Origin of the sequence: Streptomyces sp. NRRL WC-3549 (genome assembly GCF_000721935.1) — a bacterium.
Lineage (GTDB): Bacteria > Actinomycetota > Actinomycetes > Streptomycetales > Streptomycetaceae > Streptomyces.
Map to the genome: position 1 here is coordinate 49,094 of NZ_KL585418.1, position 13,791 is coordinate 62,884.

Below are 13,791 nucleotides of genomic sequence, written 5' to 3' on the forward strand. Positions count from 1 at the left end.
AGTTCAACGTCAACGCCACCACGATCGACGACCACCTGCTGGACGACACGATCACCGCCGGCATCGAGGGCACGGGCCTGCAGTCCAAGACCCAGCCCAAGGTCCTGGCGAAGGCCGCCGAGAAGGCGAAGACGGACAACCCGTACGGCGGCGTCCTGCAGTACATGGCGCTGAACGTCAACGTGAAGCCGTTCGACAACGTCGAGTGCCGCAAGGCCGTGCAGTACGCCGTCGACAAGCAGAGCATGGTCGACGCCATCGGCGGCTCGGTCAAGGGCGACCCCGCCACCACGGTCATCCCGCCGACCGTCGCCGGGTACAAGAAGTTCGACCTGTACCCGACCGAGGGCAACAAGGGCGACATCGCCAAGGCGAAGGACCACCTCGCCAAGTGCGGTCACCCGGACGGCTTCAAGACCACGCTGACGGCCCGCTCCGACCGCCCCGACGAGATCCTCGCGGCCACCCAGATCCAGAACAGCCTGAAGAAGATCGGCATCACCGCCGAGATCAAGCAGTCCCCGGCCAACAAGTACTTCACCGACTTCGCCGGCGTCCCGAACTGGGTCCACAAGAACAACGCGGGCATGCTGATGATGCAGTGGGGCGCCGACTGGCCGACCGGCTTCGGTTTCCTCGACCAGATCGTCAACGGCACGGCCATCAAGCCCTCCGGTGGCACCAACCTGATGGAGCTCGACGACAAGGGCGTCAACGAACTCCTCGTCAAGGGCATCGGCACCGTCGACACCGAGGCGCGCAACGCCACGTGGGGCGAGGTCGACCAGAAGGTGATGGAGACCGCCGCGGTCGTCCCGCTCGCCTACCGCAAGAGCCTGCTCTACCGCCCGGACTCCGCGGCGAACGTCACGGTCACCAACGCCTACCTCGGCATGTACGACTACGTGCTGATGACGTCCACCAAGTAACACCTGTTCATCAACAGCATCTTTTGAAAGGCAGGTGAAGGCGCCGGGCCGGCGGGCAGAACCCCGCCCGCCCGCCCGGCGCCGCACGGCTGTGGCTGCGTACATCATCCGACGCGTATTCGCCGCGGTGTTGCTGCTGCTGGTGGTCAGCGCAGTCACGTTCGCGATCTTCTTCCTGGTCCCCCGACTCGGCGGCCAGACCCTCGACTCGATGGCGGCCCAGTACGTCGGGAAGAGCCCCGACCCGGACGTCATCGCCGCGGTCAAGAAGAACCTGGGGCTCGACCAGCCCCTGTACCTCCAGTACTGGCACTTCGTGAAGGGCATCGTCGTCGGCGCCGAATACCAGTTCGGTCCCGACCCGGTCACCTGCAACGCCCCGTGCTTCGGGTACTCCTTCAAGACCCACACCGAGATCTGGCCGCAGATCGTCGACCGCATCCCGGTCACGCTGTCGCTGGCCGTCGGCGCGGCCGTCATCTGGGTCGTCTCCGGTGTCGCCATCGGCGTCGTCTCCGCCCTGAAGCGCGGCTCCGTCTTCGACCGGCTCTCCATGGGCGTCGCCCTCGCCGGTGTCTCGCTCCCGATGTTCTTCACCGGTCTCGCCGTGCTCGCGCTGTTCGGCAACGGGGAGTACGTCCCGTTCGCGGACAGCCCGCTCGAATGGGCGGGCAGCCTGGTCCTGCCCTGGTGCACGCTCGCCCTGCTGTACTCCGCGCTCTACGCCCGGCTGACCCGTGCGGGGATGCTGGAGACGATGGGCGAGGACTACATCAGAACCGCGCGCGCCAAGGGGCTGGAGGAGCGCAAGGTGGTCGTCAAGCACGGCCTGCGCGCGGCACTGACCCCGATCATCACCATCTTCGGCATGGACTTCGCCCTGCTGCTCGGCGGCGCGGTCATCACCGAGACGGTCTTCTCCTTCCAGGGAATGGGCGCCTTCGCCATCAAGGGCGTGACCGAGGCCGACCTTCCCAAGGTGATGGGCGTGACGCTGGTCGCCGCCTTCTTCATCGTCATCTGCAACCTGCTGGTGGACCTCGTGTACGCCGCGATCGACCCCCGGGTGAGGCTCTCATGAGCGAGGCAAGCAAGAAGGACTCCCCGGCGCAGGACACCGCGCAGGGCTCGGTCCCCGCGCCCCGGGACGCGTCGGACGACGCGAAGGAGTTCCTGTCCGTCCGCAACCTCAGCGTCCACTTCGACACCGACGACGGCCTGGTCAAGTCCGTCGACGGCGTGAGCTTCGACCTGAAGGCCGGCCAGACCCTCGGCATCGTCGGCGAGTCCGGCTCCGGCAAGTCCGTGACCTCGCTGGGGATCATGGGGCTGCACAACTCGGACCGGGCCCGGATCGGCGGCGAGATCTGGCTGGACGGCGAGGAGTTGATCGGCGCCGGTCCCGAGCACGTGCGGAAGCTGCGCGGCCAGAAGATGGCCATGATCTTCCAGGACCCGCTGTCGGCCATGCACCCGTACTACAGCATCGGCGCGCAGATCGTGGAGGCCCACCGGGTCCACCACAAGGTCGACAAGAAGACCGCGAAGAAGCGCGCGATCGAGATGCTCGACCGCGTCGGCATCCCCGAGCCGCACCGCCGTTACGAGGACTTCCCGCACCAGTTCTCCGGCGGTATGCGGCAGCGAGCGATGATCGCGATGGCGCTGGTCAACAACCCGCAGCTGCTGATCGCCGACGAGCCGACCACGGCCCTGGACGTCACCGTCCAGGCGCAGATCCTCGACCTGATCCGCGACCTCCAGAAGGAGTTCGGCTCCGCGGTCGTCATGATCACCCACGACCTGGGCGTCGTCGCCGAGATCGCGGACCACCTGCTGGTCATGTACGCCGGCCGCTGCGTCGAACGCGGCAGCGCCGAGAAGGTCTTCTACCAGCCCCAGCACCCCTACACCTGGGGGCTGCTCGGCTCGATGCCGCGTATCGACCGGGAGCAGACCGACCGGCTCGTCCCGGTCAAGGGCTCACCACCCAGCCTCATCAACGTCCCGTCCGGCTGCGCCTTCAACCCGCGCTGCCCGTACGCCGACGTCCCCGCGGACAACATCACCCGCACCGAGCGCCCGGAGCTGAAGCTGGTCGGCGAGGGCGAGGGACACTACTCCGCGTGCCACATGTCGCGTGAGCAGCGGGACCGGATCTGGACCGAAGAGATTGCGCCGAAGCTGTGACTGATCTGAAGAACAAGGCCGCCGCGGCCTCCGGGGCGCAGGCGGACGGGCCGGAGCCGCTCCTCAAGGTCAGTGGCCTGGTCAAGCACTTCCCGATCACCAAGGGCGTGCTGAAGCGCAAGGTCGGCGCGGTCCAGGCCGTCGACGGCCTGAGCTTCGACGTCCGCCCCGGGGAGACGCTGGGCGTCGTCGGCGAGTCCGGCTGCGGCAAGTCGACCATGGGCCGGCTGGTGACCCGGCTGCTGGAGCCGACCGGCGGCACGATCGAGTTCCAGGGCAAGGACATCACGCACCTGTCCGCGGGACGGCTGCGGCCGATGCGCCGCGACATCCAGATGATCTTCCAGGACCCGTACGGTTCGCTGAACCCCCGGCACACGGTCGGCGGGATCATCGGAACCCCCTTCCGGCTCCAGGGCGTCACGCCCGACGGCGGCGTGAAGAAGGAGGTCCAGCGGCTGCTGGAGCTGGTCGGGCTCAGCCCCGAGCACTACAACCGCTACCCGCACGAGTTCTCCGGCGGCCAGCGCCAGCGCATCGGTATCGCCCGGGCGCTCGCGCTCAAGCCGAAGCTCGTCGTCGCCGACGAGCCGGTCTCGGCGCTGGACGTGTCGATCCAGGCCCAGGTGGTCAACCTGCTGGACGACCTCCAGGACGAGCTCGGCCTCACCTACATGATCATCGCGCACGACCTCTCGGTGATCCGGCACGTCTCGGACCGCATCGCGGTCATGTACCTCGGCAAGATCGTCGAGCTGGCGGACCGCACGTCGCTGTACGAGGCACCCATGCACCCGTACACGAAGGCGCTCATGTCGGCGGTGCCGGTGCCCGACCCGCGCAGGCGGGGTGTGAAGAGCGACCGCATCCTGCTCAAGGGCGACGTCCCGTCGCCGATCTCGCCGCCCACGGGCTGCCGCTTCCACACACGGTGCTGGAAGGCGACGCAGGTCTGCAAGAGCACCGAGCCGCCGCTGATCCAGCTGAAGACCGGGCACCAGGTGGCCTGCCACCACCCGGAGAACGCCGAGGACCAGGCCCCGGGGGACGCGCCGCTGGTGACGGACTCCATCACGGTGGCGTCCGTCGCCTCCACCGAACCGGATCGGCCCGGAGAGTCCGCCGAGCCGGTCGTGGAGACGGCGAAGGGCGCCACCGAGCCGGTCGTGGAGACGGCCAAGGACGCCACCGAGCCGGTCGCGGAGACGGCGAAGGGCGCCACCGAGGCGCCGAAGGCCGAGGGCACCCCCGAGACCGAGGCAGCCCCGGAGACCGAGGGCACCCCCGAGACCGAGGAGGCCCCGAAGGCGGAGACGGCTCCGGAGGCCGAGGCGGCCCCGAAGGCCGCAGGAGCCGGGGGCGGGGCCGCCGGAGACGCGGAGGACAAGACACCGGAGTAGTACCGGCACAATTGTTCGGTGCTCAACGACATCTTCACCCCCTCCGTCCAGCATGCGCTCGACATCGTCGGGATCTTCGTCTTCGCGATATCGGGGGCGCTGCTCGCCGTACGCAAGAACTTCGATGTCTTCGGCATCGCGGTCCTGGCCGAGGTGACGGCGCTGGGCGGGGGGCTCTTCCGTGATGTGATCATCGGGGCCGTCCCGCCGGCCGCCTTCACGGATCTCGGTTACTTCACGACCCCGCTGCTCGCCGCCGTCCTGGTGTTCTTCCTGCATCCGCACGTGGAGCGCATCCAGGTCGCCGTCAACGTCTTCGACGCCGCCGGGCTGGGTCTCTTCTGCGTCGCCGGAACGGTCAAGGCGTACGACTACGGGCTCGGCCTCACCTCCTCCGCGACCCTGGGGCTGGCCACCGCCGTGGGCGGCGGCGTCCTGCGCGACGTGCTGGCCAACGAAGTCCCCTCGCTGCTGCGCTGGGACCGCGATCTGTACGCGGTACCCGCGATCGTCGGCTCCGTCATGGTGGTCCTCTGCATCCGGTTCGACGCCCTCAACGCCTACACCAGCGGCGTGGCGGTCGTCACCGCGTTCGTACTGCGCCTGCTCGCCCTGCGTTTCCACTGGCGGGCCCCCCGCGCGTTCAACCGGCGCTCCTCCCGGACCGAGGAGACCCCGGCCGCCCTGTGACCGGAACAAAAGCTACCGCTCAGTAACACGATCGGTGTACCGTGCGTCCCATGGCACAGGCAGCAGAAGCTCAGGCGCGGCAGACCGCGCAGGCGACCATCGGTGACAGCGAGTTCGACCGCGACACGGCGGTGACGCTCCGGGAGGAAGGCGTCTACGACGCCGAGCTCTCCGCGGGCTGGACGATCATCCAGGCCGTCAACGGCGGCTATCTGCTGGCGATGCTGGGCCGGGCGCTGGGCGAGGCGCTTCCGCACTCCGACCCCTTCTCCGTCTCCGCGCACTACCTCACGGCCTCCGTCCCCGGCCCGGCCGTGATCCGCACCCAGGTCGTGCGGACCGGTCGCACCCTGTCCACCGGCGAGGCCTCGCTCTTCCAGTACGCCGAGGACGGCACCGAGGTCGAGCGCATCCGGGTCCTCGCCACCTACGGTGACCTGGACGGCCTGACCGACGAGGTCCGCACGTCCGCCGTGCCGCCCGCCATCCCGCCGCGTGAGCAGTGCCTCGGCCCGAGCGACGGCCCGGCCCCGATCCCCGGCAGCTCGGCCATCACCGACCGGCTCGACATCAAGCTCGACCCGGCGACGATCGGCTGGGCCGTGGGCGCCCCGTCGGGCAAGGGGGAGATGCGGGGCTGGTTCGGCCTCGCGGACGGCCGGGACGCTGACCCGCTCTCCCTGCTGCTGACGGTCGACGCGCTGCCGCCGACCTCCTTCGAGCTGGGCCTGAAGGGCTGGACGCCCACCATCGAACTCACCACCCACATCCGCTGCCGCCCGGCCCCGGGCCCGCTGCGCGTCTCCATCACCACCCGCAACCTCGCGGGGGGCTTCCTGGAGGAGGACGCCGACGTGTGGGACAGCGCCGGACGCCTGGTGGCCCAGTCCCGCCAGCTGGCCCGCGCCCCGCGCGGCTGAGCGGAGCCGGGGGTCCGGGCCAGGGGAGCCGGCCGGGCGTCGCGGGCGGCACGGGCCCGTGAACGCCCGGTCGGCTGCTCGCCGAGGCCGCGCCGGCCGTCATGGAGCTGTACGCGGGAACCGGGTGAGCGCGGCGGCCGGTCGGGCCGGTGGTGCCTCCTCCTGGAGGAGAGGGCCGCCCCCCTGTCGAGCAGCCGTGGCCCGGAGCCGCCCCAGGGCCGGTGTGCGCCTGCTTCGTCTCAGGAGTCAAGCCAATGCGCCCGGCCCAGGGCGACCAGGCGGAGCCGGCGCCGGGCGGTGCGGACAGCCTCGCGTTCGTCCTCGGGCCCGGCCGCGTCGAGCAGGGCGGAGGCGGTGAGCACCATGTGGTCGACGTACAGACCGCCCAGCATCAGCAGGTCCTGCCGGTCCCAGCCCGCCGACTCCGGCTCCGTGGCGACCGCCGCGGCCACCTCCTCCGTGAACGCGCGCAACTGGGCGGCTATCGCCTCCCGCACCGGGCCCACCCCGCCGTGCCGTTCGCGGGCGATGAAGCGGAAGTGCGCCGGCTGCCCGGCGACGTGACGGGCGATCAGGGCGACGCTTCGGTCGAGGCGTTCCTCGCTGTCCCCGGTGTCCGCCAGGACGGCGCCGATCATGCCGTGCAGGCTGCCCAGGGTCTCCTCGACGAGCGCCACACCGAGCGCCGCCACCCCGTCGAAGTGCCGGTAGAAGGCGGTCGGTGCCACCCCCACGGCACGTGTCACCTCGCGCAGGCCCAGGCTGCTCAGGCTCTTGTCCTCCAGCAGCTCCAGCGCCGCGTCCAGAAGGGCCTGGCGGGTCTTCAGCTTCTGGGCCTGGCGGATGCCGAGGGTGTGACTCATGCCATTCAGTAAACAACTGTTCTCCGACAGCAGGAAGGGGTACGCGCACTAGACTTGCAAGTCAGTGAACAGTCGTACTCCCAACTGTTCACGGAAAGGGGCTCACATGTTCGTCCTCGTCGCCGCCCTGCTCCTGCTGGGTGTCGTCCTCGGAGCCGTCGCGCACCTGCCCGCGCCCCTGGCCCTCACCGCCGCCGGTCTGATCGGCGTCTGGCTGGTGGCCTTCGGCCTCCGTGAGGGACTGGCCCGCCGGACCCGCTGAACCGCCGGCCTCCCGGCCGCTGTCCGGCCGTACCCCCGACCGTCCTCCCGCCACCGGAACCGGAGGTGTCCGCACCATGGCACTCGCCACCGCACAGGAACGCCGTACCCGTCCCGCCCCCGACCGCGCCGCGACCTCGCGGGAGGCGGACGGTCTCGCCGTCGCCTCGTTCGTCCTCGGGCTGGTGGGCCTGCTCGTGATGAACATCCTGCTCGGGCCCGCCGCCATCGTGATGGCGGCCATGGCGCTCGCCCGCTCCACCGCGCGGCGGGGCCGCGCCCTCCTCGGGCTCGCCCTCGGCGTCGCGGACCTGGTGGTCCTCGCGGTCCTCGTCACCGTGAACGGCACCGTCTCCTGGAGCCTCGGCGGCTGACCGGGGGCCCTGTCCCGCCCCGCCCGTGGCCCCCGCCCCGGTCCGGCCGGGCGGTGAGGCCATGCGCATGCCGTGAGCCCGGCGGCGGGCTCGTAGACTCGGGGCATCATGGCCTACCTCGACCACGCCGCGACCACGCCGATGCTCCCTGAGGCGATCGCGGTGATGACCGCGCACCTCACCGTCACCGGCAACGCGTCCTCCCTGCACGCCGCCGGGCGGCGGGCCCGCCGTACCGTCGAGGAGTCACGCGAGACCCTCGCCGAGGCGCTCGGCGCCCGCCCCAGCGAGGTGGTCCTCACCTCCGGCGGCACCGAGGCCGACAACCTCGCCGTGAAGGGCCTGTACTGGGCCCGCCGCGACGCCGACCCCCGCCGTACCCGGGTCCTCGCCAGCCCCGTGGAGCACCACGCCGTGCTGGACGCGGTGGACTGGCTCGCCGAGCACGAGGGCGCGAGGGTCGAGTACCTCCCCGTCGACCGGTACGGGCGCGTCCACCCCGAGGCCCTGCGCGAGGCGGTGCTCCGCGACCCGGACGACATCGCGATGATCACCGTGATGTGGGCCAACAACGAGATCGGCACCATCCTGCCGATCCGTGAACTGGCCGAGGTCGCCCAGGAGTTCGGCGTACCCATGCACGCGGACGCGGTGCAGGCGTTCGGGCAGCTGGACGTCGACTTCGCGCGCTCCGGACTGGCGGCGATGACCGTCAGCGGGCACAAGATCGGCGGGCCGTTCGGCACCGGCGCCCTGCTCCTCGGCCGCGACCAGACCCCCGTACCCGTCCTGCACGGCGGCGGGCAGGAGCGGCATGTGCGCTCCGGCACCCTGGACGTCCCCGCGGTGGCCGCCTTCGCGGCCGCCGGGCGGATCGCCGCCGAGCGCCGCGAGGACTTCGCCCGCGAGGTCGGGGCGCTCCGTGACTCCCTGGTCGACGCCGTGCGGCAGGCCGTCCCCGACGCCGTACTCGGCGGCGACCCTGCGCCCGGCGGCCGGCTCCCCGCCAACGCCCACTTCACCTTCCCGGGCTGCGAGGGCGACTCCCTCCTGCTGCTGCTCGACGCCCAGGGCATCGCCTGCTCCACCGGCTCGGCCTGCACGGCGGGGATCGCCCAGCCCAGTCACGTCCTGCTGGCCACCGGCACCGATCCCGACCTGGCCCGGGGCACCCTGCGCTTCTCGCTCGGCCACACCTCGACGAAGAGGGACGTCGACGACCTCGCCCGCGCCATCGGCCCGGCCGTCGAACGCGCCAGGACCGCAGGGCTCAGCTAGCGCCCGAGGCGGCGGCGGAGGGGCCGGCGGAGGGCCCGGTGGACGCCGCGCGCACCAGCTTCATGTAGCGCTTCCAGTCCCAGTGCGGTCCGGGGTCCGTGTGGTCGGTACCCGGCACCTCCACGTGCCCGATGATGTGCTCGCGGTCCACCGGAATGCCGTACCGCGCGCATATGGACGCCGTCAGCCGCGCCGACGCCTCGTACATCGCACCCGTGAAGTCCTGGGGGCGGTCGACGAAGCCCTCGTGCTCGATCCCGACGCTGCGCTCGTTGAACGAGCGGTTGCCCGCGTGGAACGCCACGTCCAGCTCCCGGATCATCTGCGTCACCCGGCCGTCCTGGCCCACGATGTAGTGCGTCGCCGCACGGTGGGACGGGTCCTGGAAGACCTTGACCGCACTGGCGTAGCTGCCCTGCGTGACATGGACGATCACCCGGTCCACGCGGTAGTCGTCGGGGCGGTCGGCGCGCCGCCAGTTCGCCTCCGAGGCCGGGACCCAGCGCGCTCCCGCGTAATCCAGCTCACCCGCCTCGCGGGGCCTGTCCACTCCGGGCAGCCGCCACCAGACGCGCCGGACCTCCTCCGCGGCCAGCGCGCCGCCGCCCACGACGGCCGCGCCACCGCCGATGAGCAGCGTGCGTCTGCTGATGCCGCGCCCGGGGCCCTTCCCCGACGAGCCGGCGTTCCTGTTGGTCCCCATGCGAGCGACAACGCATATCGGCGGGCATTCGGTTCCCGGCGCCCCGTACCCTGGACGGGCTATGACTCAGATCTCCCAGGATGTGTATAAGAGACAGGACGTGACCGGTGTGCACCTCGCCCTCTCCGCGAACCCGCAGTCCTTCCGGACCGGCGCGCGGGGCTGTTGCACCATCGAGGACTCCCGTGACGCCCGCCGCGCGGCCGACGTCATCGGCATCCCGTTCTACGTCTGGGACCTGGCGGAACGCTTCCGCGAGGACGTCGTGGAGGACTTCGTCGCGGAGTACGAGGCGGGGCGCACCCCCAACCCGTGCCTGCGGTGCAACGAGAAGATCAAGTTCGCCGCGCTCCTCGACAAGGCGCTGGCCCTCGGCTTCGACGCCGTCTGCACCGGCCACTACGCGACCGTCGTACTGAACGAGGACGGCACCCGGGAGCTCCACCGCGCCTCGGACATGGCCAAGGACCAGAGCTACGTGCTGGGCGTCCTGGACGAGAAGCAGCTCGCCCACGCGATGTTCCCGCTCGGCGACACCCTCACCACCAAGGACGAGATCCGGGCCGAGGCCGAGCGCCGCGGCCTCGCCGTCGCCAAGAAGCCCGACAGTCACGACATCTGCTTCATCGCCGACGGCGACACCCAGGGCTTCCTGGCGGGCCGCCTCGGCGGTCCGGCCGAGGGCGACATCCTCGACGAGGCGGGTACGAAGGTGGGCACCCACGAGGGCGCCTTCGGCTTCACCATCGGCCAGCGCAAGGGCCTGCGCATCGGCCACCCCGCCCCGGACGGCAAGCCACGCTACGTCCTGGACATCTCGCCGGTGAACAACACGGTCACCGTCGGCCCCGTGGAGGCCCTCGACGTCACCGCCCTGACGGCGATCCGGCCCCGCTGGTGCGGTACGGCCCCGACGGGACTCGGCACGTACACCGCGCAGCTCCGCGCCCACGGCGGCGAGACCGAGGTGACGGCGGAGCTGGTGGACGGGGTCCTCCGGGTCTCCTTCGCCGAGCCGGTGCGGGGGGTGGCCCCGGGGCAGGCGGTGGTGCTGTACGACGGCACGCGGGTCGTGGGGTCGGCGACCATCGCGACGACGGTGCGGCGCGAGACCGCCGCGGCGGGCTGACGACGGGGGCGTCCGCCGCCCGGTCGTCCCGTGCCGGTACGGGTTTCGTCCTCGGGGAGCGCCCGGTCAGGGTGTCAGGTGGGCGAGCACGTCCCGGGTGAAGAAGTCCGTCAGGACCGGGGCGAGCGCCTGCGGGGCCACCTCCCGGGTCTGGCCCGTGAGGGTGCGGTGCCGGGCCCGGGGGAGTGCCGCCGTGAGGGCGAGTGTCGTCTCGTGGGCCCGGGAGGTGCTGAAGCCGCCGGTCAGTACCAGGGTGCGGGCCGTCACGGCCGTGAAGCGGTCGGGGATCTCTCCGGTGCCCAGGAGCGTGTCGTCGTACGCGAGGGTGGGCGCCAGGTCCACCAGGGCCGCCCACAGCGGCGCGCGGCGCATCCGGGCGACCGTCGCCTCCGGGACGCCGGTCCGTGACAGGTGGAGTGCGACGGCGCCCGACCGGTCGCCGGCCGCCAGCAGCGTCTGGAGCTCGGCCGTGCAGCGCCTCTTGAACCGCAGGTCGGGGGTGTACGGGGGCTCGAAGACCGCGAGCCGGTTCATCGGGACACCGGCGGCCTGCGCCTCCAGCGCCAGCGCCCCGCCCGACAGCATGCCGAACACCGACACCCGCTCGCCCGCCCGCGCGGTCACCGCCGCCAGGTCCTCGATCTCGCGGCGCACCGCGTACGGCCCGGTGTCCCCGCTGGCACCGCGCCCCCGGCGGTCGTAGGTGACCACCGTGAAGCGCGGCTCCAGCAGTGCCGCCAGCGGTTCCCCGTCCGCCGTGGTGCTCAGCGCGCCGCCGACCAGCACCACCGGTGGTCCGTCGCCCCGGCGGCGGTACGCGATCGGCGTGCCGTCCAAGGAGAGAGTCTTGTCCATGGGGAGGTGGACCGGTGGGCCGCGCGGAACTCATCGGTGCGGCGGAGAAATCTTGCCGAAGGTCAGTCGGGGACGACCTCCGTGTCGTAGAAGCAGAAGTGGCCGCGGACCCCGGCGACCTGTTCCTTCGGCTCCGGGTAGGACCAGACGAGGTCGGCCGCCCCGGGGAGCGACCAGTAGCTCGCGTCCCCCTTGAACGGGCAGTGCGTACGCGTGTCGGAAGGGGTCAGCAGCTCGGTGCGCACGTCCTCGGGCGGCAGGTAGTAGCGGGCCGGGCAGCCCGTCTCGCGCAGTACGAGCGGGCGGCGGCTCTCGGCGAGCACCTGTCCGTCCCGGACGACGCGGACGTGCTCGGTGCCGGGCTCGACGGTGATGCGGTGTCCTGGGATGTCCCTCATTCCCTTGTCAGCCGAGGGGAGGCCCCGTTTCTTCCCGGCCCGGGTCGGGCTGTCGGCGGCGGCCCGTACCGTATGCCGCATGAACATCTGCGTCTTCCTCTCCGCCGCCGACCTCGACGACCGCTACACCGTGCCCGCGCGGGAGTTCGCGGAGCTGCTGGGACGGGGTGGCCACACCCTGGTCTGGGGCGGTTCGGAGAGCGGACTGATGAAGGTCGTCGCCGACGGCGTGCAGGAGGCGGGCGGGCGGCTCGTGGGGGTGTCGGTGGACTTCCTCGCCGCCAAGGCCCGGGAGAACGCGGACGAGATGGTCATAGCCAAGGACCTGGCCGAGCGGAAGGCGCTGCTCCTGGCGAAGTCCGACGCGATCGTGATCATGGTCGGCGGCACCGGGACGCTCGACGAGGCCACGGAGATCCTGGAGCTGAAGAAGCACGGCAAGCACACCAAGCCGGTCGTCCTGCTGAACACCGCGGGCTTCTACGACGGTCTGCGCCAGCAGTTCCAGCGCATGGAGGACGAGGGCTTCCTGCCGGTCCCCCTGACCGAGCTGGTCTTCTTCGCCGAGGACGGCGTGGGCGCGCTCGCCTACCTGGAGGAGTCCGCAGGAATGGAGTGAGGCGGGTGCGGCGCGGCTCGGGCCTGCGGTGATGCGAGCATGTGGGCATGCCTACTCATCTCATCACCGGCGCCGGTTCCGGTATCGGCGCGGCCGTCGCCCGCCGCCTCCTGGAGCGCGGCGACGAACTCGTGCTGCTGGCCCGTGACGCCGGCCGCGCCAAGGAGCTCGCCGCGCTCCACCCGGGGGCCCGCACGCTCGTCGGCGACCTCGGCAACCCCGACCGGCTCTCCTGGGCGTTCGGCCAGCAGCCCATGCCCGAGCGGCTCGACTCGCTCCTGCACGTCGCGGGCGTCGTCGAGCTCGGCCGGATCGGGGAGCTCACCCCCAAGTCATGGCACTTCCAGCTCAACGCCAACCTGATCGCCCCCGCCGAGCTGACCCGGCTGCTGCTGCCGCAGCTGCGGGGGAACCAGGGGCCGCAGCTGCGGGTGAACCAGGGGCACGTCGTCTTCGTGAACTCGGGCGCCGGACTCGCCGCGAACGCCGAGTGGGGCGCGTACGCCGCGAGCAAGCACGGGCTGAAGGCGCTCGCCGACTCGCTGCGCCACGAGGAGCACGCGGGCGGCGTCCGGGTCACCTCCGTCTACCCGGGGCGCACCGCCAGCCCCATGCAGGCCAAGGTCCACCAGCAGGAGGGCAAGGAGTACGACCCCTCCCGCTGGATGGACCCGGAATCGGTCGCCACCACCATCCTGCTGGCCCTCGACCTGCCACGGGACGCCGAGATCAACGACCTGACGGTCCGCCCGGGCCGCTGAGCCGCGGGCGGCCCGTAGGCTTTCCGGGTGAGCGAGAAGAGCGAGTTCAGCGCGTACGGAGCCACCGGTGTCGGGTCCATGCCGGGAGGCGACGCCCGGGAGGCCGCCAAGACGGTCGTCGGGTCGTTCGCCGACGGGCAGGGCCTGCCGTACCTGCCGGAGCTGCCGGCCCGCGGGCCCGGTGCCGACATGATCGGGCGGACCGTCGGACTGCTGGAGGAGATGTACGGCCACGTCGAGCCCAGCGGCTGGCGGATCAGCGACCGCCCGGGACGCGACACCCGCCGGGCCCGCTCGTGGCTCGGTGAGGACCTCGACGCGCTGGAGGAGTTCACCCAGGGGTACGAAGGCCTGCTCAAGGTCCAGGCCGTGGGCCCCTGGACCCTGGCGGCCGCCCTGGAGCCTGTCTCTTATACACATC

16 protein-coding genes and 1 pseudogene are annotated in these 13,791 nt (G+C 71.5%); 13 read left to right on the top strand and 4 right to left on the bottom strand.

Annotated features, from left to right (window positions below; genetic code table 11):
- The 6 genes from IH13_RS0123740 to IH13_RS0123765 all read left to right on the top strand — a co-directional run.
- On the top strand, positions 1–929 hold a 929-nt coding region (locus IH13_RS0123740), incomplete at its 5' end, for an ABC transporter substrate-binding protein (protein ID WP_031087626.1).
- A gap of 91 nt (positions 930–1,020) precedes the next feature.
- On the top strand, positions 1,021–2,010 hold the full coding sequence (locus IH13_RS0123745) for an ABC transporter permease (RefSeq protein ID WP_031087627.1): 990 nt from the start codon (positions 1,021–1,023) through the stop codon (positions 2,008–2,010).
- A complete protein-coding gene (locus IH13_RS0123750; RefSeq protein ID WP_031087628.1) occupies positions 2,007–3,119 on the top strand; it encodes an ABC transporter ATP-binding protein in 1,113 nt (370 codons plus the stop codon). Before IH13_RS0123745 ends, IH13_RS0123750 begins: the two co-directional genes overlap by 4 nt.
- The gene (locus IH13_RS0123755) at positions 3,116–4,519 is read left to right on the top strand and encodes an ABC transporter ATP-binding protein (RefSeq protein ID WP_031087630.1); all 1,404 of its coding nucleotides are present in this window, start codon (positions 3,116–3,118) and stop codon (positions 4,517–4,519) included. Before IH13_RS0123750 ends, IH13_RS0123755 begins: the two co-directional genes overlap by 4 nt.
- A gap of 18 nt (positions 4,520–4,537) precedes the next feature.
- Positions 4,538–5,209: a trimeric intracellular cation channel family protein gene (locus tag IH13_RS0123760; protein ID WP_031087635.1), complete on the top strand. Its 672-nt coding sequence runs from the start codon at positions 4,538–4,540 to the stop codon at positions 5,207–5,209.
- A 50-nt stretch (positions 5,210–5,259) separates the two neighbouring features.
- On the top strand, positions 5,260–6,129 hold the full coding sequence (locus IH13_RS0123765; protein ID WP_031087636.1) for a thioesterase family protein: 870 nt from the start codon (positions 5,260–5,262) through the stop codon (positions 6,127–6,129).
- Between the two features lie 239 nt (positions 6,130–6,368).
- Here the strand turns inward: IH13_RS0123765 and IH13_RS0123770 are convergent, their stop codons facing one another.
- Positions 6,369–6,992: a TetR family transcriptional regulator gene (locus IH13_RS0123770; RefSeq protein WP_031087638.1), complete on the bottom strand. Its 624-nt coding sequence runs from the start codon at positions 6,990–6,992 to the stop codon at positions 6,369–6,371.
- A 106-nt stretch (positions 6,993–7,098) separates the two neighbouring features.
- On the opposite strand from IH13_RS0123770, the gene IH13_RS44050 reads away from it, so the two are divergent.
- The 3 genes from IH13_RS44050 to IH13_RS0123785 all read left to right on the top strand — a co-directional run bounded on the left by IH13_RS44050 (position 7,099) and on the right by IH13_RS0123785 (position 8,905).
- Positions 7,099–7,254, top strand: a complete 156-nt coding sequence (locus tag IH13_RS44050) for a hypothetical protein (RefSeq protein WP_031087642.1) — start codon at positions 7,099–7,101, stop codon at positions 7,252–7,254.
- Between the two features lie 76 nt (positions 7,255–7,330).
- Entirely contained in the window at positions 7,331–7,627 is a 297-nt protein-coding gene (locus IH13_RS0123780; protein ID WP_031087644.1) for a hypothetical protein, read from the top strand.
- 108 nt (positions 7,628–7,735) lie between these two features.
- Positions 7,736–8,905, top strand: a complete 1,170-nt coding sequence (locus IH13_RS0123785; protein WP_031087647.1) for a cysteine desulfurase family protein — start codon at positions 7,736–7,738, stop codon at positions 8,903–8,905.
- Here IH13_RS0123785 and IH13_RS0123790 read toward each other — a convergent pair.
- Positions 8,898–9,608 carry an N-acetylmuramoyl-L-alanine amidase gene (locus IH13_RS0123790; protein ID WP_031087658.1) on the bottom strand — a complete coding sequence of 237 codons (711 nt, stop codon included), beginning with the start codon at positions 9,606–9,608 and terminating at the stop codon, positions 8,898–8,900. The genes IH13_RS0123785 and IH13_RS0123790 overlap by 8 nt on opposite strands.
- 61 nt (positions 9,609–9,669) lie before the next feature.
- Between IH13_RS0123790 and mnmA the strand changes: the two genes are divergently transcribed.
- Positions 9,670–10,737, top strand: a complete 1,068-nt coding sequence (mnmA, locus tag IH13_RS0123795) for a tRNA 2-thiouridine(34) synthase MnmA (protein WP_051835910.1) — start codon at positions 9,670–9,672, stop codon at positions 10,735–10,737.
- A 66-nt stretch (positions 10,738–10,803) separates the two neighbouring features.
- Here mnmA and IH13_RS0123800 read toward each other — a convergent pair whose 3' ends face one another.
- Positions 10,804–11,592: an alpha/beta fold hydrolase gene (locus IH13_RS0123800; protein WP_031087662.1), complete on the bottom strand. Its 789-nt coding sequence runs from the start codon at positions 11,590–11,592 to the stop codon at positions 10,804–10,806.
- 62 nt (positions 11,593–11,654) lie between these two features.
- Positions 11,655–11,990 (bottom strand): DUF427 domain-containing protein, encoded by a 336-nt coding sequence (locus IH13_RS0123805; protein WP_031087664.1) that lies wholly within the window; start codon positions 11,988–11,990, stop codon positions 11,655–11,657.
- A 79-nt stretch (positions 11,991–12,069) separates the two neighbouring features.
- On the opposite strand from IH13_RS0123805, the gene IH13_RS0123810 reads away from it, so the two are divergent.
- The 3 genes and pseudogenes from IH13_RS0123810 to IH13_RS0123820 all read left to right on the top strand — a co-directional run.
- Positions 12,070–12,609 carry an LOG family protein gene (locus IH13_RS0123810; RefSeq protein WP_031087665.1) on the top strand — a complete coding sequence of 180 codons (540 nt, stop codon included), beginning with the start codon at positions 12,070–12,072 and terminating at the stop codon, positions 12,607–12,609.
- Between the two features lie 47 nt (positions 12,610–12,656).
- Complete coding sequence (locus tag IH13_RS0123815) at positions 12,657–13,370, top strand: SDR family oxidoreductase (protein ID WP_031087666.1); 714 nt, start codon at positions 12,657–12,659, stop codon at positions 13,368–13,370.
- Positions 13,371–13,397: 27 nt separating this feature from the next.
- Positions 13,398–13,791: pseudogene (locus IH13_RS0123820) on the top strand (methionine synthase); the annotation flags it as partial.

What these genes read in the sequence shown, in the direction of transcription:
- IH13_RS0123750 (WP_031087628.1), top strand. Translation starts at nt 2,007, where the DNA reads ATGAGCGAGGCAAGCAAGAAGGACTCCCCGGCGCAGGACACCGCGCAG.
- IH13_RS0123765 (WP_031087636.1), top strand. Translation starts at nt 5,260, where the DNA reads ATGGCACAGGCAGCAGAAGCTCAGGCGCGGCAGACCGCGCAGGCGACC.
- IH13_RS0123770 (WP_031087638.1), bottom strand. Translation starts at nt 6,992, where the DNA reads ATGAGTCACACCCTCGGCATCCGCCAGGCCCAGAAGCTGAAGACCCGC.
- IH13_RS44050 (WP_031087642.1), top strand. Translation starts at nt 7,099, where the DNA reads ATGTTCGTCCTCGTCGCCGCCCTGCTCCTGCTGGGTGTCGTCCTCGGA.
- IH13_RS0123780 (WP_031087644.1), top strand. Translation starts at nt 7,331, where the DNA reads ATGGCACTCGCCACCGCACAGGAACGCCGTACCCGTCCCGCCCCCGAC.
- IH13_RS0123785 (WP_031087647.1), top strand. Translation starts at nt 7,736, where the DNA reads ATGGCCTACCTCGACCACGCCGCGACCACGCCGATGCTCCCTGAGGCG.
- IH13_RS0123790 (WP_031087658.1), bottom strand. Translation starts at nt 9,608, where the DNA reads ATGGGGACCAACAGGAACGCCGGCTCGTCGGGGAAGGGCCCCGGGCGC.
- mnmA (WP_051835910.1), top strand. Translation starts at nt 9,670, where the DNA reads ATGACTCAGATCTCCCAGGATGTGTATAAGAGACAGGACGTGACCGGT.
- IH13_RS0123800 (WP_031087662.1), bottom strand. Translation starts at nt 11,592, where the DNA reads ATGGACAAGACTCTCTCCTTGGACGGCACGCCGATCGCGTACCGCCGC.
- IH13_RS0123805 (WP_031087664.1), bottom strand. Translation starts at nt 11,990, where the DNA reads ATGAGGGACATCCCAGGACACCGCATCACCGTCGAGCCCGGCACCGAG.
- IH13_RS0123810 (WP_031087665.1), top strand. Translation starts at nt 12,070, where the DNA reads ATGAACATCTGCGTCTTCCTCTCCGCCGCCGACCTCGACGACCGCTAC.
- IH13_RS0123815 (WP_031087666.1), top strand. Translation starts at nt 12,657, where the DNA reads ATGCCTACTCATCTCATCACCGGCGCCGGTTCCGGTATCGGCGCGGCC.